At 29.9% G+C, this 23,444-nt stretch carries 20 protein-coding genes and 1 other annotated feature; of the genes, 10 read left to right on the top strand and 10 right to left on the bottom strand.

Annotation, left to right across the window (positions count from 1 at the left end):
* Positions 1 to 2: 2 nt before the first annotated feature.
* The 4 genes from ACJDT4_RS04430 to ACJDT4_RS04415 form a co-directional block, all read right to left on the bottom strand.
* Positions 3 to 1,574 carry an ABC transporter permease/substrate-binding protein gene (locus ACJDT4_RS04430; RefSeq protein ID WP_406786329.1) on the bottom strand — a complete coding sequence of 524 codons (1,572 nt, stop codon included), beginning with the start codon at positions 1,572 to 1,574 and terminating at the stop codon, positions 3 to 5.
* Entirely contained in the window at positions 1,567 to 2,700 is a 1,134-nt protein-coding gene (locus ACJDT4_RS04425; protein WP_406786328.1) for a betaine/proline/choline family ABC transporter ATP-binding protein, read from the bottom strand. The genes ACJDT4_RS04430 and ACJDT4_RS04425 overlap by 8 nt, the downstream gene beginning before the upstream one ends.
* Before the next feature lie 238 nt (positions 2,701 to 2,938).
* The gene (locus ACJDT4_RS04420; RefSeq protein WP_406786327.1) at positions 2,939 to 3,565 is read right to left on the bottom strand and encodes a GntR family transcriptional regulator; all 627 of its coding nucleotides are present in this window, start codon (positions 3,563 to 3,565) and stop codon (positions 2,939 to 2,941) included.
* Positions 3,566 to 3,738: 173 nt separating this feature from the next.
* The gene (locus ACJDT4_RS04415; RefSeq protein WP_406786326.1) at positions 3,739 to 4,998 is read right to left on the bottom strand and encodes an Nramp family divalent metal transporter; all 1,260 of its coding nucleotides are present in this window, start codon (positions 4,996 to 4,998) and stop codon (positions 3,739 to 3,741) included.
* A gap of 216 nt (positions 4,999 to 5,214) precedes the next feature.
* Between ACJDT4_RS04415 and ACJDT4_RS04410 the strand changes: the two genes are divergently transcribed.
* Complete coding sequence (locus ACJDT4_RS04410) at positions 5,215 to 5,412, top strand: cold-shock protein (protein ID WP_406786325.1); 198 nt, start codon at positions 5,215 to 5,217, stop codon at positions 5,410 to 5,412.
* Positions 5,413 to 5,540: 128 nt separating this feature from the next.
* On the opposite strand, the gene metG is transcribed toward ACJDT4_RS04410, so the two are convergent.
* Entirely contained in the window at positions 5,541 to 7,490 is a 1,950-nt protein-coding gene (gene metG, locus ACJDT4_RS04405) for a methionine--tRNA ligase (protein ID WP_406786324.1), read from the bottom strand.
* 59 nt (positions 7,491 to 7,549) lie between these two features.
* Positions 7,550 to 7,800, bottom strand: a binding site (T-box leader).
* Positions 7,801 to 7,943: 143 nt separating this feature from the next.
* Here metG and ACJDT4_RS04400 point away from each other — a divergent pair.
* Positions 7,944 to 8,558, top strand: coding sequence for a 3'-5' exonuclease (locus tag ACJDT4_RS04400; RefSeq protein ID WP_406786323.1), 615 nt, complete (start codon positions 7,944 to 7,946; stop codon positions 8,556 to 8,558).
* A 236-nt stretch (positions 8,559 to 8,794) separates the two neighbouring features.
* On the opposite strand, the gene ACJDT4_RS04395 is transcribed toward ACJDT4_RS04400, so the two are convergent.
* Positions 8,795 to 9,355 (bottom strand): tyrosine-type recombinase/integrase, encoded by a 561-nt coding sequence (locus tag ACJDT4_RS04395; protein WP_406786322.1) that lies wholly within the window; start codon positions 9,353 to 9,355, stop codon positions 8,795 to 8,797.
* Positions 9,356 to 9,612: 257 nt separating this feature from the next.
* Between ACJDT4_RS04395 and ACJDT4_RS04390 the strand changes: the two genes are divergently transcribed.
* The 4 genes from ACJDT4_RS04390 to ACJDT4_RS04375 all read left to right on the top strand — a co-directional run bounded on the left by ACJDT4_RS04390 (position 9,613) and on the right by ACJDT4_RS04375 (position 14,153).
* Complete coding sequence (locus ACJDT4_RS04390; protein WP_406786321.1) at positions 9,613 to 10,641, top strand: PocR ligand-binding domain-containing protein; 1,029 nt, start codon at positions 9,613 to 9,615, stop codon at positions 10,639 to 10,641.
* Between the two features lie 344 nt (positions 10,642 to 10,985).
* Positions 10,986 to 11,915: a DMT family transporter gene (locus ACJDT4_RS04385; RefSeq protein ID WP_406786320.1), complete on the top strand. Its 930-nt coding sequence runs from the start codon at positions 10,986 to 10,988 to the stop codon at positions 11,913 to 11,915.
* A 90-nt stretch (positions 11,916 to 12,005) separates the two neighbouring features.
* Entirely contained in the window at positions 12,006 to 13,022 is a 1,017-nt protein-coding gene (locus ACJDT4_RS04380; protein WP_406786319.1) for a YceG family protein, read from the top strand.
* On the top strand, positions 13,023 to 14,153 hold the full coding sequence (locus ACJDT4_RS04375; RefSeq protein WP_406786318.1) for a toxic anion resistance protein: 1,131 nt from the start codon (positions 13,023 to 13,025) through the stop codon (positions 14,151 to 14,153). It abuts the gene before it with no gap.
* Between the two features lie 322 nt (positions 14,154 to 14,475).
* Here the strand turns inward: ACJDT4_RS04375 and ACJDT4_RS04370 are convergent, their stop codons facing one another.
* The gene (locus ACJDT4_RS04370; protein WP_406786317.1) at positions 14,476 to 17,730 is read right to left on the bottom strand and encodes a DEAD/DEAH box helicase; all 3,255 of its coding nucleotides are present in this window, start codon (positions 17,728 to 17,730) and stop codon (positions 14,476 to 14,478) included.
* Between the two features lie 11 nt (positions 17,731 to 17,741).
* Entirely contained in the window at positions 17,742 to 18,371 is a 630-nt protein-coding gene (locus tag ACJDT4_RS04365; protein WP_406786316.1) for a uracil-DNA glycosylase, read from the bottom strand.
* Between the two features lie 165 nt (positions 18,372 to 18,536).
* On the opposite strand from ACJDT4_RS04365, the gene ACJDT4_RS04360 reads away from it, so the two are divergent.
* Positions 18,537 to 19,619, top strand: coding sequence for a tetratricopeptide repeat protein (locus ACJDT4_RS04360; protein ID WP_406786315.1), 1,083 nt, complete (start codon positions 18,537 to 18,539; stop codon positions 19,617 to 19,619).
* A gap of 228 nt (positions 19,620 to 19,847) precedes the next feature.
* Here the strand turns inward: ACJDT4_RS04360 and ACJDT4_RS04355 are convergent, their stop codons facing one another.
* Together ACJDT4_RS04355 and ACJDT4_RS04350 are read right to left on the bottom strand one after the other, a co-directional pair.
* Complete coding sequence (locus ACJDT4_RS04355) at positions 19,848 to 20,303, bottom strand: GNAT family N-acetyltransferase (protein ID WP_406786314.1); 456 nt, start codon at positions 20,301 to 20,303, stop codon at positions 19,848 to 19,850.
* A 1-nt stretch (position 20,304) separates the two neighbouring features.
* Positions 20,305 to 20,823 (bottom strand): GNAT family N-acetyltransferase, encoded by a 519-nt coding sequence (locus ACJDT4_RS04350; protein WP_406786313.1) that lies wholly within the window; start codon positions 20,821 to 20,823, stop codon positions 20,305 to 20,307.
* A 271-nt stretch (positions 20,824 to 21,094) separates the two neighbouring features.
* Between ACJDT4_RS04350 and ACJDT4_RS04345 the strand changes: the two genes are divergently transcribed.
* From ACJDT4_RS04345 to ACJDT4_RS04335, 3 genes are read left to right on the top strand one after another with little or no spacing between them, the layout of a single operon-like run.
* Entirely contained in the window at positions 21,095 to 21,721 is a 627-nt protein-coding gene (locus ACJDT4_RS04345) for a YhbD family protein (RefSeq protein ID WP_406786312.1), read from the top strand.
* Positions 21,722 to 21,742: 21 nt separating this feature from the next.
* On the top strand, positions 21,743 to 22,585 hold the full coding sequence (locus ACJDT4_RS04340; RefSeq protein ID WP_406786311.1) for a polymer-forming cytoskeletal protein: 843 nt from the start codon (positions 21,743 to 21,745) through the stop codon (positions 22,583 to 22,585).
* Between the two features lie 13 nt (positions 22,586 to 22,598).
* Complete coding sequence (locus ACJDT4_RS04335) at positions 22,599 to 23,384, top strand: cell shape determination protein CcmA (protein WP_406786310.1); 786 nt, start codon at positions 22,599 to 22,601, stop codon at positions 23,382 to 23,384.
* The last annotated feature ends 60 nt before the right edge of the window (positions 23,385 to 23,444 follow it).

The raw sequence follows: 23,444 nt of genomic DNA, 5'->3' as shown, positions 1-23,444 counted from the left end.
AATTATTTGATAAGCCCTTTGCTTCTTAAGAAATCATCTGCAACCTTTTCTGGCTTTTCACCACTATCAACCTTATAATTTAAATTCCTCATTTCTTCATCACTTATCTTATTTTCAAGTTTTTCTAAAACACCTTTGAGCTTAGGATATTTATTTAATGTTGATTTATTTACTAAGGGAACTGCATAATAAGGTGGAAAAAAGTTTTTGTCATCTTTAAGAGTTTTTAAATCAAACTTCTTAATAAGTCCATCTGTTGAAAAAGCATCTGTAACTTGTGTTTCATCCTTATTAAGGGCAGAATATCTAAGTCCACCATCAAGTCCTTTCGTATTTTTAAAGTTAATATTATACATTTTTTGAAGTCCTAAATATCCATCAGATCTATTTAAAAACTCCATTGTACTTCCTAACGTAAATTTACTACTTACTTTTGATAAATCTGATATTGTATTTACATTATACTTATTTGCAATATCTTTTTTCATAGATAATACATAAGTGTTATTAAACCCAATTGGTTTTAGCCACTCCATACCATATGTTTTATCAAAATAATCTTTCACAGTATTATAAACTTTATCCTTATCAGAAATAGAATTTTGTTTCATTATATCCACAAGTCCCGTACCTGTGTACTCAACATATAAATCAACATCGCCACTTTTCATGGCACTAAAAACTACATTTGTTCCGCCCAAATTAAGTTTTCGTTCTACTTTATAATCTGTATTGTGTTCTATAAGTGATGCAATCATATTTCCAAGTACAAGCTGCTCATTAAAGTTCTTAGACCCTATCACTATAACCTTTTTATTTTTAGCATTATAGATTGCAATTGAGCTCACAACTATTACTACTATTGCAAGTGATGCAGCTATAACTCTATCAAACTTTTTATTCCTTTTCTTTCTCTTTTTAATTTTCTCTCCTTTAGCAATTCTAATTCCTTCTGGGACAACTAGTCCTTCAACTTTTCCTATTACAAAATCTAAAAATAAGGCAAGAAAACAAGCTGGAATTGCACCTGCAAGTATCATATAATTATTTACCGTTTGAACTCCTGAAAACACCAGATATCCAAGGCCACCTGCACCAACAAAAGCCGCTATTGTCATAAGTCCTACCGCCGTTACCGCAGATATTCTTATGCCTGACATTATAATTGGCATAGCAAGAGGAATACTTATCTTTAAGAGGATTTGACTTTTAGTAAGTCCAACTCCTGTTGCAGCTTCTATTACAGGTGCATCAATATTTATAAGTCCTGTATAGGTATTTTTTATGATTGGAAGCAAAGAATATATAACTACCATTATTATTGATGGCTTACTTCCTATTCCAAATACAGGAATCAAAAATCCTAAAAGCGCCAAGCTTGGTATGGATTGAGCTATATTAGCAATTCCTATTATAGGTGTTGAAAGCTTTCTTACTCTTGTTATTAAAATACCCAGTGGAACACCTACAATTATTGAAACTACAACTGCAAATACTGTAAGCTCTATATGTTGTAAAAACAGATTGAATATTTGGTCTTTTCTGTCTAATGTAAAATTAATAAAACTACCCAAAAATCTCCACCTCACTTTCAATAAACTGTGTAGTTAAAACTGATAAGAGACTGCTTTTAGTAACAAGTCCTACCAATTTAGATTCATTATCTACAACTGGAACATATCCTATATTTTCATATTGCATTTTTTTCATAACATTTATTATTGACTCTTCGGCTCTTATTGTTATAATATCTTTGCTCATAATTTCGTTAATTTTAATATTTCTATTAATATTTCTTCTTATATCCTTCAAGGTAACAATTCCATCTAATTTACCTTCCTTATCTAATATTAGTAAACTATCAACATGACTAGCTTTCATTATTTCCAGCGCTTGAAGTACAGTTCTTTCACTTCCTGCCTTTACCGGATCTTTTATCATTATATCCTTAACCTTAATTAAGTCTGGTTGATTCCATATTCTATTTTCGCCAACAAAATTCTTAACAAAATCATTTATAGGATTTCTAAGTATTTTATCTGGGGCATCATACTGCACTACTGTACCATCCTTCATTATACAAATTTTATCCGCCAATTTTAGTGCTTCATCCATATCATGAGTAACAAATACTATAGTTTTTTTGAAAGTTTGCTGTATGTTAAATATCTCATCTTGAAGTTGATTTCTTGTTATAGGATCTAGTGCACTAAATGGCTCGTCCATAAGTATTATTTCTGGATTCATTGCAAAGGCTCTAGCTATACCTATTCTCTGCTGCTGACCTCCACTAAGTTCACTTGGATATTTATCCATATAAGTTGAAGCCTCCATACCAATCAACTTAAAAAGCTTTTCCATTCTATTATCTATTTCATTCTTATCAATTTTTTCTAGCGAAGGTATTAGCATAATATTCTCTCTAACTGTCATATGTGGAAAAAGACCTGTTTGCTGTATTACATATCCAATATTTCTCCTAAGCTTAATTATATTTTCATTTTCTATCTTTTTACCATTGATCAATATTTCACCCGAAGTTTGCTTAATAAGCCTATTTATCATCTTTAATGTAGTAGTCTTTCCACAACCGCTAGGTCCGATAAGAGTAACAAGTTCTCCATCATTTATAGTTATGTTTACATCTTTTATTATTGATTTTCCGCCTATACTTTTACATACATTTTTAAATTCTATCATGTAATTCCTCCTTTTATATAAACAACCTTTTTAAATTTCAAAGTTGTTTCTTTTATTATAAAAAAAATTTTAATATTTTATTTATATATAGTTTTATCACAAACAACTTTCTTTATGTATGAGGTTGTTTCTTTAATTATATTATAATATATTAATTATGTAAATAGTAATATTTTACATACAGTTTTTTTATAAAAAATAAAGTGCCACAGCTTAGCTACATGGCACTTCATTTTTATTATTCATCTTTATATAAAAACTTTCTTAAACGATAATAACTAGTTTCATCACCTATAGCAATAATTGTATCTTTACTTTCAAAAGTAGCATAAGGTCCTGGAGAAAGTATTAGTTTTTCACATCGCCTTATTGCTACAATCGTAGCACCTGTATTTTGCCAAAACTTTGTTTCTGATATACTTCTTCCCACTATTTCCATGCCGTCATATATTTCAAATTCAAATGGAGTAAATGGATTACTTTTGCTAAATCTGCTTGAGTAGTCCACCAACTCATTTATTACGCTGTTTATTTTCTTTTCATATTCATCTTTTTTATGTATTAAATTTTCAACTTCCTTCTTTAAAGACTGCATAGAATCAATTTCTTTATATTTATCAATAAATTTCAGACAATTATCTACTGATTTTATTGTGATTCCGCTGCCCTTAACAACATCAACTATACCCATATCACTTAATATAGCTATAGCCCTTCTTATAGTCTCAGGTGACACATTGTATTTACTTGCAAGCACAGATCTTCCATACAATTTACCGCCTACTGTAATATCTCCATTTAATATTCTATTTGCAATATCAATTGCTATTTTTTGATAAACTGGTTTAACTATAGATTCAGCCATTTTTAACCGTCAGAATATACTCTGACTCCTTCCTCCCATATCTAAAAGTTTATATGCATCATAAGTATAAATCATTATAGTAATGCTGTAAATATAGATTAGAAGTTTAAAATTAATAAAAAGCTTTTTAGAAATATCAAACTTGAGAAGAATCAGTACACAATCCATATTTTTCAGTTAAAAGATGTAATTAATAATCCTATATCAAGGCCAGTAACAATTACTCCTATTATTATAAGAAGTGCTTTATCAACAATTCCATTCGAAAATTTCCCCATAACCTTTTTTGAGGACGTGAGATATATTTGTGTAAATATAGTTATAGGGAGTTGCACACTTAAAAGCATCTGAGAATATATCAGCCCCTTAAATGGATCTTTTATAAAAAATATTACAACTGCTGCCAAAACAATAGTTATTAACACACCCATCTTTGTATGACTATCTCTTATATCATATGGTTCCTTGTATATGCCTGCAAATATACTTCCACCTGCCATACCTGCTGTAACTGTTGATGATATGCCTGAAAACAATAGTGCTACAGCAAATATTATTGATGCACGATTTCCAAGAATTGGTCTAAGCATACTTTGTGCTTGAGTAAGTTCATTAACTTTAATACCACTTGAAAAAAATGTGCCTGCTGCAAGCAATATCATTGAACTATTTATTGCCCAACCTATGAGCATGGAAAAAATCGTATCAAAAAATTCGTATTTGAGCTGCTTTTTTATAACTTCTTCTTTCTCAACATTCCACTGCCTGCTCTGTATAATTTCAGAATGTAAAAATAAATTATGCGGCATGACAACTGCTCCTAAAACGCTCATTATTATTGGCATAGATCCTCTAGGTATTTCTGGCTTTATAAGACTAATAGCTGCAACTTTCCAATCTATGTTCACTAATGTAATTTCTAATATAAATGAAATTCCTATAATCGAAACAAAGCCTATTATCCATCTTTCAAGCTTTTTATACGAATTTGAAAAAAGCATCCATATAACAACAAACAACATTATCAAGGTTCCTACTTTTATTGGAATTTTAAAAAGCATATTTAAAGCTATTGCCCCACCTAAAAGTTCTGCCATAGCTGTAGATATTGATGCACCCACTCCACTAAATAATATAAATTTATTTAATCCAGGCTTTACATTTTTTGTTGTTGCCTCGGATAAACAATCCCCTGTAACTATTCCAAGATGAGCTGCATTATGCTGTAATATTATAAGCATAATCGTTGAAAGTGTTACCATCCACAATAGCTTATATCCATAATCTGCACCAGCTGATACATTAGATGCCCAGTTTCCAGGATCTACAAAACCAACTGTAACAAGCAGTCCAGGTCCTACATATTTTAAAAAATCTCTCGCTCCAAAACTAGGTTTATGTTCTCCCTTAAATATATTAAATTTATGCTTCATAAAATCACCTCATAAAAGTCTTACCTACATTTTAATATAAATTTCATCTTAAACTTCAAAGTAAAGCTTCTTATCAATAATATTTTAACATACAATTTTATTATAACAGTATTTTTATATTATTTATAAAATATATGTATATAATCCAAATTAATAGATATACTATTAATTAGATGAATGATTTTTCATCTTATATTTTATTTTGGAGGTCTTTTTATGTTAGGAACAGTTAAATGGTTTAATTCTCAAAAGGGGTTTGGATTTATTACAACCCAGGAAGGAAATGATGTATTCGTACATTATTCAGGTATTAAAGAAGATGGATTTAAAACTCTTGAAGAAGGTCAGGAAGTTGAGTTTGATGTAACTGAAGGTCAAAAGGGTGAACAGGCAATTAATGTAAGAAAACATTAGTCCTTTAAATATATAATCTTCTAAATAAAACCATCTACAATCAAATTTAATTTGATTGTAGATGGTTTTATTAAATGCTTATAAAAAAAGGTGGAAAAGCTTTAATATCTTTTCCACCTTTTTTTAAATTATCTCACTATACTACCAGTTGGAAGTTCGCCCTCAATAGTTGCTGCAAATAATTTACTATCTGCATCATCTGATGCACAAAGTATCATACCTTGAGATAATTCACCTCTAAGTTTTACAGGCTTTAAGTTAGCAACAAGTATTACAGATTTTCCAATAAGCTCTTCTGGCTTGTAGAATTTTGATATTCCTGATACTACCTGTCTTTCTTCTCCGCCTAAGTCAACTTTAAGTTTAAGAAGTTTATTAGATTTCTTTACTGGCTCGCACTCTAATACTTTTACAATTCTAAAATCAAGCTTTTCAAAATCCTCTATAGTAACTTCAGGTTTTATTGGTTTAGCTTTTGGCGCTTCAGCTCCAGCTGCTTTTTTCATCTGCTCTTCTTTTAATTTATTAAGCTCATCAATAGCTTTATCTACATCTATTCTAGGGAAGATAACCTCTCCCTTATTAACCTTTGTTCCTGCTCTTGTTCCATCAAAAGAAGCAATACTCTCCCAGCTTGAAGCTTCAACATTAAGCTGAGCATTTATTTTTTCGCTTGTATCTGGCAAAAATGCAGAAAGTACAACTGATACTATTCTAAGTGATTCCACCAAATTATATAGAACTGTTCCAAGTCTTTCCTTCTTAGAAGCATCTTTAGCTAGAACCCATGGTGTTGTTTCATCTATATATTTATTTGCTCTCTTTATAACATCCCATATATGATCAAGTGCTTCAGGTATCTTTAAATCTTTTATGTCAGCATCAAGTTTTCCTGGAAGTCCAATTGCTAAATCTATAAGTTCATTATCGAGTTCTTCCTTTGCTGTAGGTGCCTGAATAACTCCATCAAAATATTTTTCAATCATAGCTACAGTTCTTGAAACTAAATTTCCAAGATCATTTGCAAGATCGGAATTTATCTTTTTTATAAAGATTTCATTATTGAATAATCCATCTGCTCCAAATGGTATCTCATGTAAAAGATAATATCTTACAGGATCTGTTCCAAAATGATTAACTAAAAGCACTGGATCTACAACATTTCCCTTTGACTTTGACATTTTTCCACCGTCAACTAAAAGCCAGCCGTGACCAAAAACTTGTTTTGGAAGTTCAAGTCCAAGAGCCATAAGCATAATTGGCCAATAAATTGTGTGGAATCTTATTATGTCTTTTCCTACAAGATGAACATCGCAAGGCCAATACTTTTTAAAGTCTTCATCGTTACTACCGCCATAGCCAAGAGCTGTTATATAGTTTGAAAGTGCATCTATCCAAACATAAATAACATGTTTTTCATCAAAAGTAACTGGTATTCCCCAATTAAATGATGTTCTTGAAATACATAAATCTTGAAGTCCAGGTCTTAAGAAATTATTTAGCATTTCATTTTTTCTTGATTCTGGTTGAATGAAATGTGGATGATCTTCTATATATTTTATAAGTTTATCTGCATACTTTGACATCTTGAAGAAATATGCTTCTTCCTTGGTTTTTTCTACAGGTCTTCCGCAGTCTGGGCACTTGCCATCCTGCAGCTGAGTTTCAGTCCAGAAGGATTCACAAGGTGTACAATACCAACCTTCATATGAGCCTTTATATATATCACCCTGATCATAAAGCTGCTTAAATATTTTTTGTACAGTTTCTACATGATAATCATCTGTTGTTCTTATAAACTTATCATAACTTATATTCATCATTTTCCATAAGTCTTTTATACCTGCAACTATTTTATCAACATATTGTTTAGGAGTAACTCCTTCTTTTTCTGCTATTCTCTGTATTTTCTGTCCGTGCTCATCTGAACCTGTTAAGAAAAATACATCATAACCTTGAAGTCTTTTAAATCTTGCAATAGCATCTGCTGCAACCGTTGTATATGTGTTTCCTATATGAAGTTTTGCAGATGGATAATAAATAGGGGTTGTAATATAAAATGGTTTCTTTTCTGACATTATAAAATTCCTCCTCTAAAAATATAAAAAGCCCCTAAGTAAAAACTTATATATTTTTACTTAGAGGCGAATTTACGCGTTACCACTCTATTTTATTTTTATCTCGCGACAAAAATCTCACTAAGTGACTCCTAAATTTAAAATTTATTTTATCACCCTGCATCTTAACGTATGCTCACGTAATATCCTACTAAACTTCAGATATTCTGCTCCGGGGCCATGTTCACAAACTTTTGCATCACTGAATTTCACCATACATCAGTTCTCTTTGCATGCATCCATTTATTACTCTTCCCATCACTGCATTTATAGATTATATATTAGTACATAAATCTATTATTGTCAACATTATGTCTCTTTATGCATGGTAGTATTTAGTTACATTTGCTGTCCCCTTTCTTTTAGTCTATAATACTGAATATACTAAAAATTATATAGGAGTTACGATAAGATATGAAGATGATATTTTTCGATACAGAAACAACTGGCTTAAAACCAGGGCATATATGCCAATTAAGCTACATACTCGTAGATACAAATGTAAAACCAAATAAAACTATTGGGAAAAACATATTTTTTACTGTAGACTACGTAGAACCAAGTGCAGAAGATGTTCATGGTTTTAGTGTTGAAATTTTACGTGAATTAAGTGGCGGAAGAGCTTTTCAGGATAGCTTGGAAAGTTTTTCAGAAGATTTTAAAACAGCTGATATATTTATAGGACATAATATTAATTTTGATATAAAATTTTTTACACACGAAATGCTTTCTTTAGGAGAATCCTTTAATCCAAAACATATATTTTGCACTATGAATTATTACAAAAGCATATGCAAAATAATAAATTATAATGGCAATTACAAAAATCCTAGACTTGAAGAAGTTGTAAAATTTTTAAATATAACTTCATCTCAAATTAGCAGCTTAACCCAGAAGCTATTTCAAGGTGATGGTAACTTTCATGATGCTAGATTTGATACTACTGCTACTTACCTAATAGTTACGGAAGGAGTAAAGAAAGGATACATTCCACCAAAGTATTTTTCCAAGATTGTCGAAAATTTTTAAGGGCATTATTATATTTCTACTGATTTTTATTAATATTCAGTAGAATTTTTTTATGCAATTAAGAAGTTTATTAATTCCATAAAATAAAAATAAGGCACTAATTTAGCTAAATGAAACAATATATGTATTTTGTTTCATTTAGCACATATACATAGTAACACATATATTTGAAAATTTCTACATGGATTTAAAAATAATCACAATATGCCATCTATTTACCTATTATGGCACCTAATTTAAAATTGCACAAGTGAATACAATTCATCCTTTTCCTCCTGATTAATTCCTATGTATCTAAGAGTAATACTTTGTGAACTATGATTAAAGGTATCCATAATTAATCCTATATTATATTTTGACGCTCTGTATGTCCAGTATCCCCATGTTTTACGTAAGCTATGAGTTCCAAAATTTTCAATATAACAAATATTAGCAGCTTCCTTTAAAACCTTATAAGCCTGTATACGCTTTAAATGACCGCCTTTGCGGCTAAAGAATAAATATGATTCTTGTGTTAGTTGCTGCTGTTTTACAAATGAACTTATAACTTTTTTGATGGCATTATTTAATTTTATTTTCTTTATTTTCCCTGTTTTTTTCTCTTTTAATATAAGATAGTATCTATACTCACCATGCTCATTAAAAATATCTTTTACTTTTACTGGTAAAATATCACTAATTCTAAGTCCTGTATTCAAACCAAATTTAAAAATTAGACCATACTTGGGGTTCTTTCCATTTAGATAATAATACATCTGTTTTATCTTGTTTTTATCTTTTATTGGTTCAACTACCATAATATCACTCCTAAATATTTGTATGTACCATATTAAAAAACGTTTCATAATATTTTTATATATTATATTAATAGATTATATCACATCAGATATGATTATAGTTATTTAGCAACATTACAAATATTTTTTATGAAACAAAATACATAAATTGTTTTATAATTTATTTAGAGTAACATAATAATTAAAGCCAATTTTTTAACTGTGGTAAAATGAGAATTTATGGTCGCAAACTAAAATATCTTTAAAGGAGGAATAATTTGCCTAATAATGACTTTTCTTTAGAAAATGTAAAACTTCAAGACATAATTGACTTGAACTTTTTACAAAACTTTCAAGATAATTTCGGTGAAAGCATGGACATGGCCAGTATAACTATTGATATGGATGGTATACCTATTACAAAACCAACTAGATATACAAATTTTTGTTCTAGATATACGCAGTCAACTGAAGAAGGTTTCAAAAGATGTGCAAAAGCTCATAAACTTGGCGGCGAAGAAGCTGCTAGGACCGGTAAACCGTACATATATACCTGTCATGCAGGATTAGTTGATTTTGCAGTTCCTATTATAGTAAATGGAAAACAGCTTGCTACTATTCTAGGAGGACAAGTTGCTTTTTCAAAACCTGATGAAAGTATAATTTTAAAAACGGCTAATGAACTTGGACTAGATAGTAAAAATTATATGGAAGAAGCTAATAAAATAAATATATCAGCTGAGAATAAGGTAAAAGCTTCAGCAAGTATTTTGTTTACTGTTATAAATGCTTTATCGCAAATTGGATATCAACAACTTAAAATTAAAAATCTGACTAACGTTCTTTCAGAAAACTTCAGTCAGATATCTGCCGCTATGGAAGAACTTGCGGCATCATCTGTAGAAGTTACAGGAAATCAAGAAAACTTAAATAAAGAAATACTAAATGTTGATAATTTATCAAAAGAAATCAATAAAATTTTATCATACATAAAAAGTATCGCTGATCAGACAAAAATGCTTGGATTAAATGCAGCAATTGAAGCTGCACGCGCTGGCGATGCAGGAAGAGGTTTCGGAGTTGTTGCTACAGAAATACGTAAACTATCAGAAAACTCTAAAGAAACTGCTGTAAAAATAAATTCTTTAATTGAAAAAATACAAAATTCCGTTTGCATAACATTGGACACGGCTGATGCAACCTTGAACACAACTCAGCAGCAATCAGCTGCTATACAAGAAACAAATGCAAGTGTAGAAGAAGTTATGAGCCTAGCTAGTGAGTTAACTGAATTAGCAAATAAATAAGCCCACAATCATTTATTTATATAACGGAGAGGATATTATATCTTCTCTGTTTTTTATAAAATTGATTAAAATACAGTTCCTCTTTTAATAGCCATTCTACTCATTCCTGCGGTAATTGTCATACTCTAAAAATTTAATACTTTTTGAAATAACATTTATCAAGTCATAACCATGCTTTTCAGTTTCAAATTTAATCTTCACTTCATAAATACAATAATTTTATTATTTACAATATTAGTCAAGCTATTCATTCTTGCTTTTTTTATGTTAATGGTATAGATTTAATTATGTTATTCGTGTATTTTAAGTATTATTTAACGCAAATGATGAAAGGATGTTTTTAATTGAACACTAAAAAACTTTTAACAAATAAAAAAGTTATAATCGTACTTGCAACCATCTGTTGTTTATTATGGGGAAGTGCCTTTCCAGGAGTTAAAACTGGATATTCTCTTTTTAAAATATCCGCCAATGATATTCCATCAAAATTTGTCTTTGCAGGATATAGATTTACCCTTGCCGGTATTCTTGTACTTATCGCAGCCGCCGTAAGCGGGAAAAATATACTAATATTCACAAAAAAGAACACACCTCAAATTGCTATGCTTGGTTTTACACAAACAACTATACAATATGTATTTTTTTATATAGGGTTAGGATATACTACAGGTTCAAAGGGTTCAATCGTTAATGCTACTAGCACTTTTTTCAGTATTATACTTGCACACTTTATTTATAAAAATGATAAATTGACTTTTAATAAAGCACTTGGATGCATCGTAGGTTTTTTGGGGGTAATAGCTGCTAATTTTTCTTCAGACGTATTAAAATTCTCTTTTTCATTTAAGGGTGAGGGTCTTGTAATACTTTCTGCCTTGGCCGCCTCCGCTTCCAGCATATATGGTAAAAAAATCACCCAAATTCTTGATTCAACGATAGTAACAGGTTACCAACTTTTTATAGGTGGCTTTGTTTTAACCATACTAGGCTTATTAAACAAAGGAAGTTTAGCAGCTTTTACACCAAAATCAACTTTACTTCTATTTTACCTTGCAATTTTGTCTTCAGCTGCTTTTTCAATTTGGACAGCTTTATTAAAGTATAATAAAGTTGGCTTTGTGTCAATGTTCAACTTTCTTATACCTATCTTTGGCGTATTCTTATCTGCAATTATACTAAAGGAGAAGGTCTTTGATATAAAAAACTTAGCAGCTTTAGTGCTAGTTTGTACTGGAATAATATTAGCTAACAGAGAAGAAGTCTCCTTAAATTAATATTCATCTTATATATTATAATTTGTTTTTTTTTGATATAATGTTAATAATAAAATATGTACTATATTTATTTGGGGAGGAAATTGGCGAATGTCCGGTTTAAACGAAGAAAATAATGAACTTCATAATCAAAGAACAGAAACAGACGCATTTCGTGCAACTGAGGAATTTAAAAAGATGTTCCACGATAATGATTCATTTTGTTATGAACCATGGCAATTTGCAGACTATGAAGTTTGTGCAGATACCTTAAAAACTACATATGACGAAATAAACATATGGGGAAAGCAAGAGGCTGTTATAAGACCCGGTTGGAAAGTCTCTGAAGATACTAGTAAAGTCTATATTCCAAATTTATTTTCTAAAATAAGTGGAATATATGAAGACACTATTCAATATAGAGAAGATATAAGTTCTCTTTTAGAAGAAGGTAACACTTTATTTTTCAAACATTTTCCCCTATTTCATATAAAAAGACATAATAATATAGGTAGAACCTATTCATCACTTTTAGATAAAAAAGGCATAATAAATAAAAGCAAGCTAATAACTTGTAAACACTGGAAATATTCAAATTTAAAACCTGGTTTGCAAGAAAATATAGCAGAAAAAATAATAGAATTTTGTAAACTTCCTGATTTTTGGAAATACAGATACTTTACTACTAATATCAAATTATCTGTAATGGATAAAATATCAACCTTTTTAACCTGCATGGACAGTAAGGAAGCTAGAGATGAACTTATTATGAAGGTTGTTACATTAAATGTTTTAATGAATCTAGATTCAAGACTTCTAGATTTACTTCAAAACTTTGACTACCCTCTTCACGTTCCTAAAATAATAGTGTTCAATAATTATAGAAGTGGAAATTTTTCTTTTTCTGATGCTGTAACTTTAATGTTTATGAATTCAATGGGAGTAGATATATTAATCTATAATCCTGGAGCTACAAGTGATATTGAAAACTTTGTAAAGGACGGCTATTTTGACGTTCATAAGCTTCAATTTACAAATCCAAAATTCAAATACAAAAGAGTGAATTTCTTTGTAAGATGGATAAGGAAACTCAAAGCTAAAAAGAAACTCTTAAAGGAGATGAAGTAATTGAGATTCAAAGAAGAAAATTCAATTTACACTAATGCTGCCGCGCAAGAAAGCAGTGAAATTCCTAATGATACTAAACGAGAGCTGGAAGAAAAGCTTGAAAATATAAAAAAAGAACTTAAGAATTCACCTGAGGTAATCCAAATTTCTAAAAGCTTGGATGTTTCTAACATAAATGCGATAATGGAGTTCGGCGGCGAACCTGCAAATGAAATCTCAAAGTTTTCAGATAAAATCTTAAAAACTATAAAAGTAAGCAGCGTAGAAAACTCTGGAGCCTTACTAAAAGAACTTACAGTTATTATGAAAAGATTTGACAAAGAAGAACTTGAAGAAAAACCAGAAGGATTTCTTTCACGTATCTTTAGTTCCAGCAAAAAAACAATTCAAAGCATTTTAAGTAAATATCAAAGTCTAGGAGGAGAGATTGATAAAATTTATTCAAGAATAACCTCCTATAAATCAGAAATTGAAAAAACAAATAAAATGCTCGAAGAAATGTTTACTCAAAATTTTAACTATTATACAGAATTAGAAAAATATTGTGCTGCCTGCGAGCTTGCAATAAACGAAATACAAAATGAGGATTTGCCTTACTATGAGGAGAAAGCAGCATCCGGAACTCCAGATGACAACCTAAAACTTCAAGAAATTAAATACTCACTAGAAATGCTTAGTCAAAGACTTTATGATCTTAATATGGCTAAAATTGTAGCTCTTCAAACCGCTCCACAGATAAGAACAATACAAAAAGGAAACTATAAATTGATAGGTAAAATTCATTCTGCATTTATAGTTACAATTCCTGTCTTTAAAAATGGTCTCATACAAGCCGTTACACTAAAAAGACAAAAACTTGTTGCAAAATCCATGGAAGCCCTTGATAATGCTACCAATGAGCTTCTTCTAAAAAATGCTCAAAACTTAAAAGATCAAAGTATAGATATAGCAAAATTAACTGGTACTCCTTCTATAAAAATAGAAACACTTGAAAATACCTGGAAGGTTATAATGGAAGGAATAAATGAAACTGAAAAAATTGAAGAAGAGAATAAAAAACTTAGACAAGAAGGAATGAAAAAATTAAATAATCTTCAAATCGAGTACATGGAAAAAGTACATAAGAAGTAACAATGCTTCGTCACATTAAAAAAATTCTATAAATCTAAGGCAAAAAAATCATAAAATCCTAATATATTTCAATAACTCGCTGAGAAAATGCTCAAACAAATTGAAATATCTAAGTATTTTATGATTTTTTTGCCAAGATTTATTTGAATTTTCTTAAACTGTTCCTTCAGCATTGTTACTTCTTTCCCACGGTAGTGCAAGAAAAAAATTCCTCCGTACCTACGGAATTTTAGATGCAAACTTGTCATTTGCCACTGTTTCTAGTTAGTTCGCAATATTTATAAATCATGATTTAAAATATTTAGTGCTACAGCCTTACTTTCTATGCTAATATGTCTCTAAGTTCATCTTCTGTTATCGTTGAAAGTATATTCTTATCACTGCTTTTGTCATTTATCACATTACTTATTATTTTCTTCTTTTTTTCTTGAAGCTCATATATTTTTTCTTCAATAGTTCCTCTTGCTATAAGCTTTATGATTTCTACACTCTTCTTTTGTCCGATTCTATGAACTCTATCCGAAGCTTGCTCCTCTACAGCAGGATTCCACCATGGATCAAAATGAATAACTACATCCGCCCCTGTAAGATTTAATCCTGTTCCTCCAGCTTTTAAAGATATCAAAAACACATCTCCGCGCCCTTTGTTAAAATTAGTTACAATACCTACCCTATCCTTAATATCCGTTTGTCCATCAAGATACATATATTCAATTTCATCTTGTTTAAGCTTTTGAGCTATAGCTTTAAGTACTGTAGTAAACTGAGAAAATATTAATATTCTATGCTTATTATTTATACTTTCCTCTAAAATATCATGAAGCGCAAGTATTTTTCCACTTTCTCCAACAAAGTTTTCAATAAAAGATGCTGGATTACAGCATATTTGTCTAAGACGTGTTAAAAGTGATAAAATGGAAAACTTGCTTTTGTTAAATCCTTTTTCGTTTATTTGACGCTGTATTTCATTCTTTGTGTTAATCAAGTATGATGCATAAACCTTTTTCTGAGCATCAGTCATTTCAACAATTACCTTATGCTCAATCTTTGGTGGCAGCTCCTTTATTACATCCTTTTTTAATCTTCTCAGTATAAAGGGCTGTATATGTTTAGACAACTCCTTCAACACGTTTTGATTTTTATCTTTTATTATTGGTGTTTCATATTTTTTTATAAATTTAGAATGATTTAAAAGATAGCCAGGCATTATAAAGTCAAAAATAGACCAAAGTTCTGTAAGTGAATTTTCCATTGGAGTTCCAGTAAGTGCAAAATAATTATTAGCCTTTATCCTTTTTACTGATTTTGCATTAATTGAATTTGGGTTTTTTATCTGTTGAGCTTCATCTAAAAAGCAGTACTTAAATTTTATCTTTTCATAATCATCTATGTCATTTCTTATTAATGGATAGGATGTTAATACAACATCATGCTCTAGAGCTTTTTTTAACAGTTTTTGTCTTTCAGACTTATTTCCTATAACAACTAAAGTTTTAAGTTTAGGCGAAAATTTTTCTATTTCATCTTTCCAATTATAAACTAAAGAAGTAGGTGCTATTACAATAACAGGAAATCCAGCTTCAATTTCAGAGGTAATAAAGGCAATAGTTTGAATGGTTTTTCCAAGTCCCATTTCATCTGCAAGTATTCCACCAAATCCTCCCGCTGCTAAAGTATGAAACCAATTAAATCCAATTTTCTGATACCTTCTTAATATCTTTAAAAACTCCTTTGGCAACAGGTTATTTACCTTTTTTATTTCCTTTATAGAATTTACTATCTTCTTAAAATCCTCACTTTTCTTAAAAAAATTCAAATTAGATTTTTCAAGTGCATTATCAATATAAAAAGCATTATATTTAGAAAGCTTCATATTATCACCTGAAAGTTCGGAATAATTCAAATCAAGGTATTCCATCAAATTAGCAATATCATTTATAGCTTCATTGTCTAAAGAAACAATACCACCCTTTTTTAATCTATAATATTTCTTTTTAAGCCTAAGCGCTTCAAAAATATCTTTAAGTTCGGCCCTATCAACACCCTCTATATCAAAGGAAAGTTCCAAAAAATTTTGGTCATTAACTCTTATTCCACCTCTATAACTGTTTGATGAATAAACTTTAAAGTTTTTAAGACTATTAGAATAAAAAATCGCAGACGTATTCTGAAGTTTTTCAAGCCCATGTATAAAGAAATCTACTATTTGATCTTCTGAATTATTTATATAGCTTTCTCCATAGGTTTGAAATCCATAATTTTCAAATAGCCTTGTTATATTAAGTTCCTTATTCACGTCTCTAATAAAAATTTCTTCTTTCTTAGAAGCTTCACTTCTATTCTTTCTAAGTGGGTTTATACTAAGTTCATTGTACTTAAATTTTATATTAGCAATTATACAATCATTAAGCTTATCAAGAAATACCTCTGCCTTTAAAGGTACATTAACGATTTTTTTCTTGAGTTCCTTATTAACACTAAGTTTTGCATTAATTTTATTGAGCATAGCAATAACATATGATGTAATCTCATCAGCACAATTTTTACTAAATCTTATATTGCCTCCATTCTTCTCAAGCTCTTCATAGAAAGGTTCAAATATGCTTTTACTTTTTTCATCTATACTATAAATACAGCCTTCATAAAAAATAAGGCTATGACTATTATTCAAAAATATAGGCAATTCTCCATCAATTCCAACCTCAATAGCCTCCATTTTTTCATTTAAATGCATTTTAAGTTCTGGAAACATATCTTTTATCTTTACATTAGAATATTTAATTTTATCAATTACAACCTCAAAATTTTTATTTTTCATTATTCTAAAAAACTCTTTTAGGTTAATTTCAGAAAGATAAACTTTTTTACCAGCTATAGTTTCAGTAAAAGCTTGAAAGGCCTTAATCTCTTCACTTTCACTTAAATAAATTTCTTTTATAAAATTAATTAAAGCTTTATCTTCATCTTTTATATAGTATTTCCTTGGATCATACGTAAACTGCTTGCCATATTCTATTATTTCCTGTTTTTTAGTAATAGCCCTGCAAAAAGCTTCCACATCCTTTAAAATATATAATTTATCTTCACCTATTTTAAGCTCAATAGAAGATTTTTTAACATTTGAAGAAGAAAACTCGTATTTTACTTCTATGTTTAAGGGCTTTCCTGAAATTTCATCGTTCAATATAGAATTTTTAAGTCTTCCAATAAACTTTTTTGTAAATACATCCTTTGAAGCTTCAATTACCTCTTCTTTATCCCTGGCATATTTTATAAGTACAGCTGCAACATGTGTACATATATTATCATTTCCACGTCTTTTTTTAATTTCCGTACAATCACAGCTTATAGAAACTATACCCGTTTTATCATTGAATATTATATGGACATTATGAATAATAGAATTATTGTCCTTTACCTCCGCATTAATATTAGTAAAATCAGCATTATAAAGTGGATTAAAATGCCTTTTTATTTCTACATTGTTAATCATAGAATTCTCATAATATTTGACTGCTTCCTTATAGCACTCATCGCTGGCCCAGTACTTTACTGTTACATCACTAATGTCAAACAAATTGACTCACCTCATAATTCATCATATTTGACTTTAATCTTTTTTAAATCCTCCCAAAATACCCTTTTTTTATTTTCATCTCTAAAAAGTGCAGCAGGATGAAAAGTACACATAATATATAGGCCATTAAATTCTATCCATTTCCCTCTGTCTCTTGTAATTCTCATCTCTTTATTTTTACTTGCAAGCTTCCACTCTTCTGGTATGTTATCTTCATTTAAACCATCACAAAATTTTATAAATATAGGCTCCATTAGATATTTCATTGCAGTTGCCCCAAGACATACTACAATTTTAGGTTTTATAAGTGCAAATTGATTTCTAAGATAACCAATGCACGCCCTGGCCTCATCTTCATAGGGAGTTCTATTTTTATCTGGTCTGCACTTGCATATATTGGCTATGTAATAATCATTTTCTCTTGTAATATTTAAAGCTGTTAACCCTTTTGTTAATAACTGCCCTGCTCTTCCAACAAAAGGTCTTCCAAGCCTATCCTCGTCCGCTCCAGGTGCTTCCCCCACAAATAATAATTTTGCTTTTAAATTTCCTTCACCAAATACCATATTTGTTCTCTTATTTCCTAGCTCACACTTATGGCAATCCAAACATTCATTATATAATTCTTTCCAATTAAGCACTTTTTACACATCCTTCAAAAAACATTACAATTTATCTTTAGTATATCATAATTAATGCTTTAAAACAGCTATGCCTATTGGCAAGTAAGCGTTTGATATAAATACATTTTTACTATATAATTGAAATATATATATTGTTGAAATATAGTTTTAGGAGTGACTTCTATGCGCCATAAAAAATTATTATTTTGTATCTTTGCTATTTTTGCAATTGCTATTCTTTCCTCTTGCACTCCAAGAAGTGAAAGTTATTTAAAAAAAGGGGATGATGCTGCAGCAAATAAAAAATATACTGATGCAATTAACTATTATTCAGAAGCTATAAAATTAGATAAGAGAAACGTAAAAGCTCTTATTAATAAAAGTTATACATTATTGTTAATGCAACAATACAATAATGCCATTTCCTGTGCCGAAGAGGCTATAAAAGTAGATTCAAAGTATGGCCAAGCTTATGCTTATAAAGGTCTAGCCCTATATAAACAACAAAATTATATAGATGCGCTTAAATATTTTGAAAAATCAATAACACTAGGGTACAAAAATCCAGAAATTTATAACGAAAAAGGAGTAATCTTAATGTTATACAACAAAACCGATTTAGCTATAACCTCCTTTGATGAAGCCCTTAAGTTAAATTCAAATTTCTCAAGTGCACTGGTCAACAAGGCTTCTTGTCTTGTTTCTCTCGGTAAATATGATGATGCAAATAAATACTTTAATACAGCCTTAAATGTAGATAAGAATAAAATTAAAATTTATAATGAAAAGGGATTATCTCTAAAAAATGCTCAAAAATATGATGAAGCAGTTGATGCTTTTAGCAAAGCACTTTCAATAAATCCTAAAGATCCTGTTTTATATTACAATAAAGGGTTAACCCTATACGCAAAACAAAGTTACACAGAAGCTTTAGAATGCTTTAATAAGGCAATTTCAATAAACTCAAAATACTCTAACGCTTATGATGCTAAAGGACTATGTTTATCTGCTATGGGAAAGGATAATGATGCAATAACAGCGTATAATAAAGCTATAAAAATAGATCCTAATAACAGCTATGCTTATAACGACAAAGCTTGTTCTTTAGTTACTCTAAACAAGCCAAATGATGCCTTAGATTGCTACAACACAGCACTTAAGCTTTCTCCAAGTTCTAAAGATATTTATAAAAATAAAGGCTCTCTTCTACAATTGCTTGGTAAAAACAAAGAAGCACAGGAATGCTTTGCAAAGGCGGGAAACTAAAAAAATTGCAAAGTAAAGATAATAAACTGCTTCAACTACAAACTATTTATGCAACATAATTCATTGAAAATTGGTATTTTGGAACATAAATAGTTTAAGTTTCACTATATAACACTGTTCCTTCAACATTATTACTTCGCTTCCGCGGCAGTGCAAGGAAAAAAATTCCTCCGTGCCTACGGAATTTGTGGTGTGAATTTTTGTAACTAATTAAATTTTAAACAGCTATTAATACAGCTCTTTCTTCATACATATACTATTGTTGTTTCCAATATATGGTCCATAATTTTGTATTTCACTGTATCCAGCATTTTTATATAAGTTGATTGCTTCAAACTGTTTTTTTCCTGTCTCCAATACAGCATGCCTATATCCCTTTTTTCTAGCTAATTCCTCCAGCTCTTTAATTACTAATTTTGATAATCCCTGCCTTCTGCTATCCTTTGCCACAAATATGCGTTTTAGTTCTATGGTATCAGATGCATATTCTTTAAAACCTCCACATGCAGCAGGAAGCTTGTCTTTATAAATAACAATAACATCGTTTATACAATCAACCTTATTATGCTTATCAAATTGCTTTTGCAATTCACCATAACGCCCATTTAAATCATCATCTAGCAATTTTATAAGTTTAAGAAAGTCACTATTCTTGCTATCTGTCCTTATTATTTCCATGTTCATTTTATACGCTCCCTACTCTAATCAAATATTTATATAAATTTTCATTTTCTTCTTCATCGAAAACAGTACCTAATAATTCACCTTTATTTTTCTCTATAATTTTTCTTGAAGCTGTGTTTTCTAGGTTGCAAGTCACTATTGCATCTTTTATTCCTATCTTTTCAGCTTCCTTCAAAGCCAATTTAAGAATTTCTGTGCCATAACCTCTTTTTCTGTAAACTGGAGCTATATCATATCCTATATGACCAGCACATTCTACTTCTTCATGCCTAACTCTCGTTACACCTACTACCTCGTTATTATCAATTAACCAAAAGGTTGAAGTTTTAACAAAACCATCTTTCAAATCTATACCTTTAAGCCAATTATTTAGATACTTTAAATATCCATCAAAATTTTCTAAAGCTTGTTTATACATATTAAAATACTCAGTTTCTCCAGCCTCTTTATATGCAACAACATAATACTCAAAACTTTTTTTATATTTTATATCTGGTTTAGCTAAAAATAAATCTACCATAAACAATACCACTCCTTTTTATATGTAGACAATTTAGAAGGTTAAAATGACTGATACCAAGTTGGTCATAATAAACTGGCATTTGTCACGATGAACTTACTATTAGCAATTTCAACTTTCCAAGTTGCATATCTAAGTATGATGTTTTTAATTATAATATTAATCTAAAATTATACAACACAATTATATAATTTTTATTTTAATATTTTTACAGTTTTCATTTACAGCGTAACAATGTTATGTTATACTCTTTTTAAAAGGAGGCCTAAAAATGGATGAAAATAATTTAATATCAAAAAAAGAATTACTTGACCTCATGAGTATATCTTACGGCCAATTATATAGATGGAAACGCAAAGAACTTATACCTGAGGATTGGTTTATAAAAAAGTCTTCCTTTACAGGGCAAGAAACTTTCTTTCCTAGGGATAAAGTAATCGATAGAATAAAAAAAATTAAAGACCTGAAGGATGATGCTTCATTAGATGATTTAGCTAATCTATTCTCAAATAAAGCTGCTGAGATTAAATTAAATTATGAAAACTTACTTAGTCAAAACATTGTTACGAGTGAAACCTTAAATATATGCAAAGAACTACTGCCAAAAATCCATGAGTTATCCTTTGAAGAAGTTCTTTATATGTATGTATGTGATAAATTTTTGTTATCAGGTAATATATCACTTGACGAAAGTAAGACTCTTTTTAATACTCTTATGAAAAGCTATTTAAACTTTAATGGTAAAGATTTTGACGTGATTTTTATAAGAAAAATGGGAGTAGGCTTTTGCATTTTATGCTCTGCTAAAAATAAATTTTATGTAGAAGACTCTGCAAAAGTTGTTATGAATTTAAATATTGGTAAATGCATTGAGGAATTAAAATTAAAATTGAAATAGATATTTAGGGAGGCTTCGGCCATGGAAAATGAAAGAAGAAATTTAAGTTTACATGATGGTAGTGTTGGTGTAGGCGGATTATATAATGAGGTTAAAATAAATGATAATTCTAAAATTGATGGTGATATTAACTGTATTCTTTTAAAATGTAGTGATGGCTCAACTATTAACGGAAACATAGAAGCGCAAGACGTTTGTATAAACGATGGATCATATGTAGCTGGTAATATATCCTCAAAAGATATAAAAATAAAAGATAGTTCGAGGGTAAATGGTAGAATAAAAACAATTACTGCAAAAATAAATGATAGCTCTAAAGTTTATGGAGATATAAATGCAGAAGACACAATTATAAGAGATGGAACAATTATAGATGGAAATGTAACCTCAAAAACAATACATGCTCATGATGGATCTAAAATTACTGGTAATGTTAAAGGTGAAGAGATAAAAATTAACGACAGCGTTAAAATAGGTAAGGATTGTGAATGTGAAAAATTTACCGGAAGTGATTCTTTTCAAATTGGTGGGCTTCTTAATGCTGAAGAAATTAGCATTACCTTAGATGGAAACTGTTCTATTAAAGAAATCGGCGGCAACAATATTTCTGTACGCATACCTAAAAACTTAAATTCAATGTCCGTATTCGGCATAGGAATAATACGTGCAAATATTGGTATTGGCTATTTAACAGCTGATACTATCGAAGGAGACACAATATATCTTGAAAATACAAATGCTAAAATAGTTAGAGGTAGCAATATAACCATAGGTAATAATTGCAGCATAGGTAGGGTTGAATATAAAGAAAATTTCACTGCAGTTAAAAAAGCTATAGTAATTGAGCAATTAAAAATAGATTAGGAGGATTTTTATAATGGAAAATAAAAGAGTAAATTTAAAATTATCTGGTGCTGGAATTGCCAGCGGAGGTTTTTATAATGAAGTTAAATTAAGCGGTGGATGCCAGATCAATGGAGATATTGATTGCAATTTTATGAAAACCAGCGGTGCTTGCAGCGTTAAAGGAAATATTACATCAAAGCAATTATTAACCTCTGGCAGCTTTAGTTCAACAGGTAATATAGATACTGAAATCTTCAAAAGCAGCGGAGCATCTAAACTAAGCGGAAATTTAAAAGGCGATGAGGTTACTATAAGCGGCGGTGGAAGCACTAGTGGTGATATAAAAGTTTCTAAGCTTAATATATCAGGAGGATTTAGTTCAGGTGGTAAAATTATTGGAGGAGAAATAAATCTAACTGGGGGCATTAAAATAGAAAAGGACTGCGAATGTGATAAATTTTCCTCTAAAGGCAGCTTCAACATTGGTGGCACTTTAAATGCAGATGAGATAAATATAACTATATACGATTACTGCACTGCATGTGAAATCGTAGGACAAAATATAGACATTAGATATTCTTCAGACATTTCATCTTCGATATTGCACATTATTAAGGGCATGCTTTCAAGTTCATCCAGCGGCCTTACAGTTGAGACCATTGAAGGCGATAATATCTATCTTGAACATACCAACGCCAAAATAGTTCGTGGAAATAAAATAACCATTGGCGACAGCTGCAACATTGAAAAAGTCGAATATAAAGATAGTTTAGACGTAACTGGTAATTCTGAAATTAGGGAAAAAAATAAACTTTAATATGCTCTATCCTCTAAATTTTAATATGCATATTAAATTGTACTTAGTAAAAAATACATT

The sequence above is a fragment of the Clostridium neuense genome (assembly GCF_045310695.1).
GTDB classification, from domain to species: Bacteria; Bacillota; Clostridia; order Clostridiales; family Clostridiaceae; genus Clostridium_S; species Clostridium_S neuense.
Note: the sequence above shows the minus strand (reverse complement) of the source record. Positions and strands in the feature narration are given on the sequence as shown.

What these genes read in the sequence shown, in the direction of transcription:
- ACJDT4_RS04400 (WP_406786323.1), top strand. Translation starts at nt 7,944, where the DNA reads ATGAAGATGATATTTTTCGATACAGAAACAACTGGCTTAAAACCAGGG.
- ACJDT4_RS04335 (WP_406786310.1), top strand. Translation starts at nt 22,599, where the DNA reads ATGGAAAATAAAAGAGTAAATTTAAAATTATCTGGTGCTGGAATTGCC.
- ACJDT4_RS04395 (WP_406786322.1), bottom strand. Translation starts at nt 9,355, where the DNA reads ATGGTAGTTGAACCAATAAAAGATAAAAACAAGATAAAACAGATGTAT.
- ACJDT4_RS04355 (WP_406786314.1), bottom strand. Translation starts at nt 20,303, where the DNA reads ATGAACATGGAAATAATAAGGACAGATAGCAAGAATAGTGACTTTCTT.
- ACJDT4_RS04345 (WP_406786312.1), top strand. Translation starts at nt 21,095, where the DNA reads ATGGATGAAAATAATTTAATATCAAAAAAAGAATTACTTGACCTCATG.
- ACJDT4_RS04415 (WP_406786326.1), bottom strand. Translation starts at nt 4,998, where the DNA reads ATGAAGCATAAATTTAATATATTTAAGGGAGAACATAAACCTAGTTTT.
- ACJDT4_RS04350 (WP_406786313.1), bottom strand. Translation starts at nt 20,823, where the DNA reads ATGGTAGATTTATTTTTAGCTAAACCAGATATAAAATATAAAAAAAGT.
- ACJDT4_RS04420 (WP_406786327.1), bottom strand. Translation starts at nt 3,565, where the DNA reads ATGGCTGAATCTATAGTTAAACCAGTTTATCAAAAAATAGCAATTGAT.
- ACJDT4_RS04340 (WP_406786311.1), top strand. Translation starts at nt 21,743, where the DNA reads ATGGAAAATGAAAGAAGAAATTTAAGTTTACATGATGGTAGTGTTGGT.
- ACJDT4_RS04410 (WP_406786325.1), top strand. Translation starts at nt 5,215, where the DNA reads ATGTTAGGAACAGTTAAATGGTTTAATTCTCAAAAGGGGTTTGGATTT.
- metG (WP_406786324.1), bottom strand. Translation starts at nt 7,490, where the DNA reads ATGTCAGAAAAGAAACCATTTTATATTACAACCCCTATTTATTATCCA.
- ACJDT4_RS04380 (WP_406786319.1), top strand. Translation starts at nt 12,006, where the DNA reads ATGTCCGGTTTAAACGAAGAAAATAATGAACTTCATAATCAAAGAACA.
- ACJDT4_RS04360 (WP_406786315.1), top strand. Translation starts at nt 18,537, where the DNA reads ATGCGCCATAAAAAATTATTATTTTGTATCTTTGCTATTTTTGCAATT.
- ACJDT4_RS04425 (WP_406786328.1), bottom strand. Translation starts at nt 2,700, where the DNA reads ATGATAGAATTTAAAAATGTATGTAAAAGTATAGGCGGAAAATCAATA.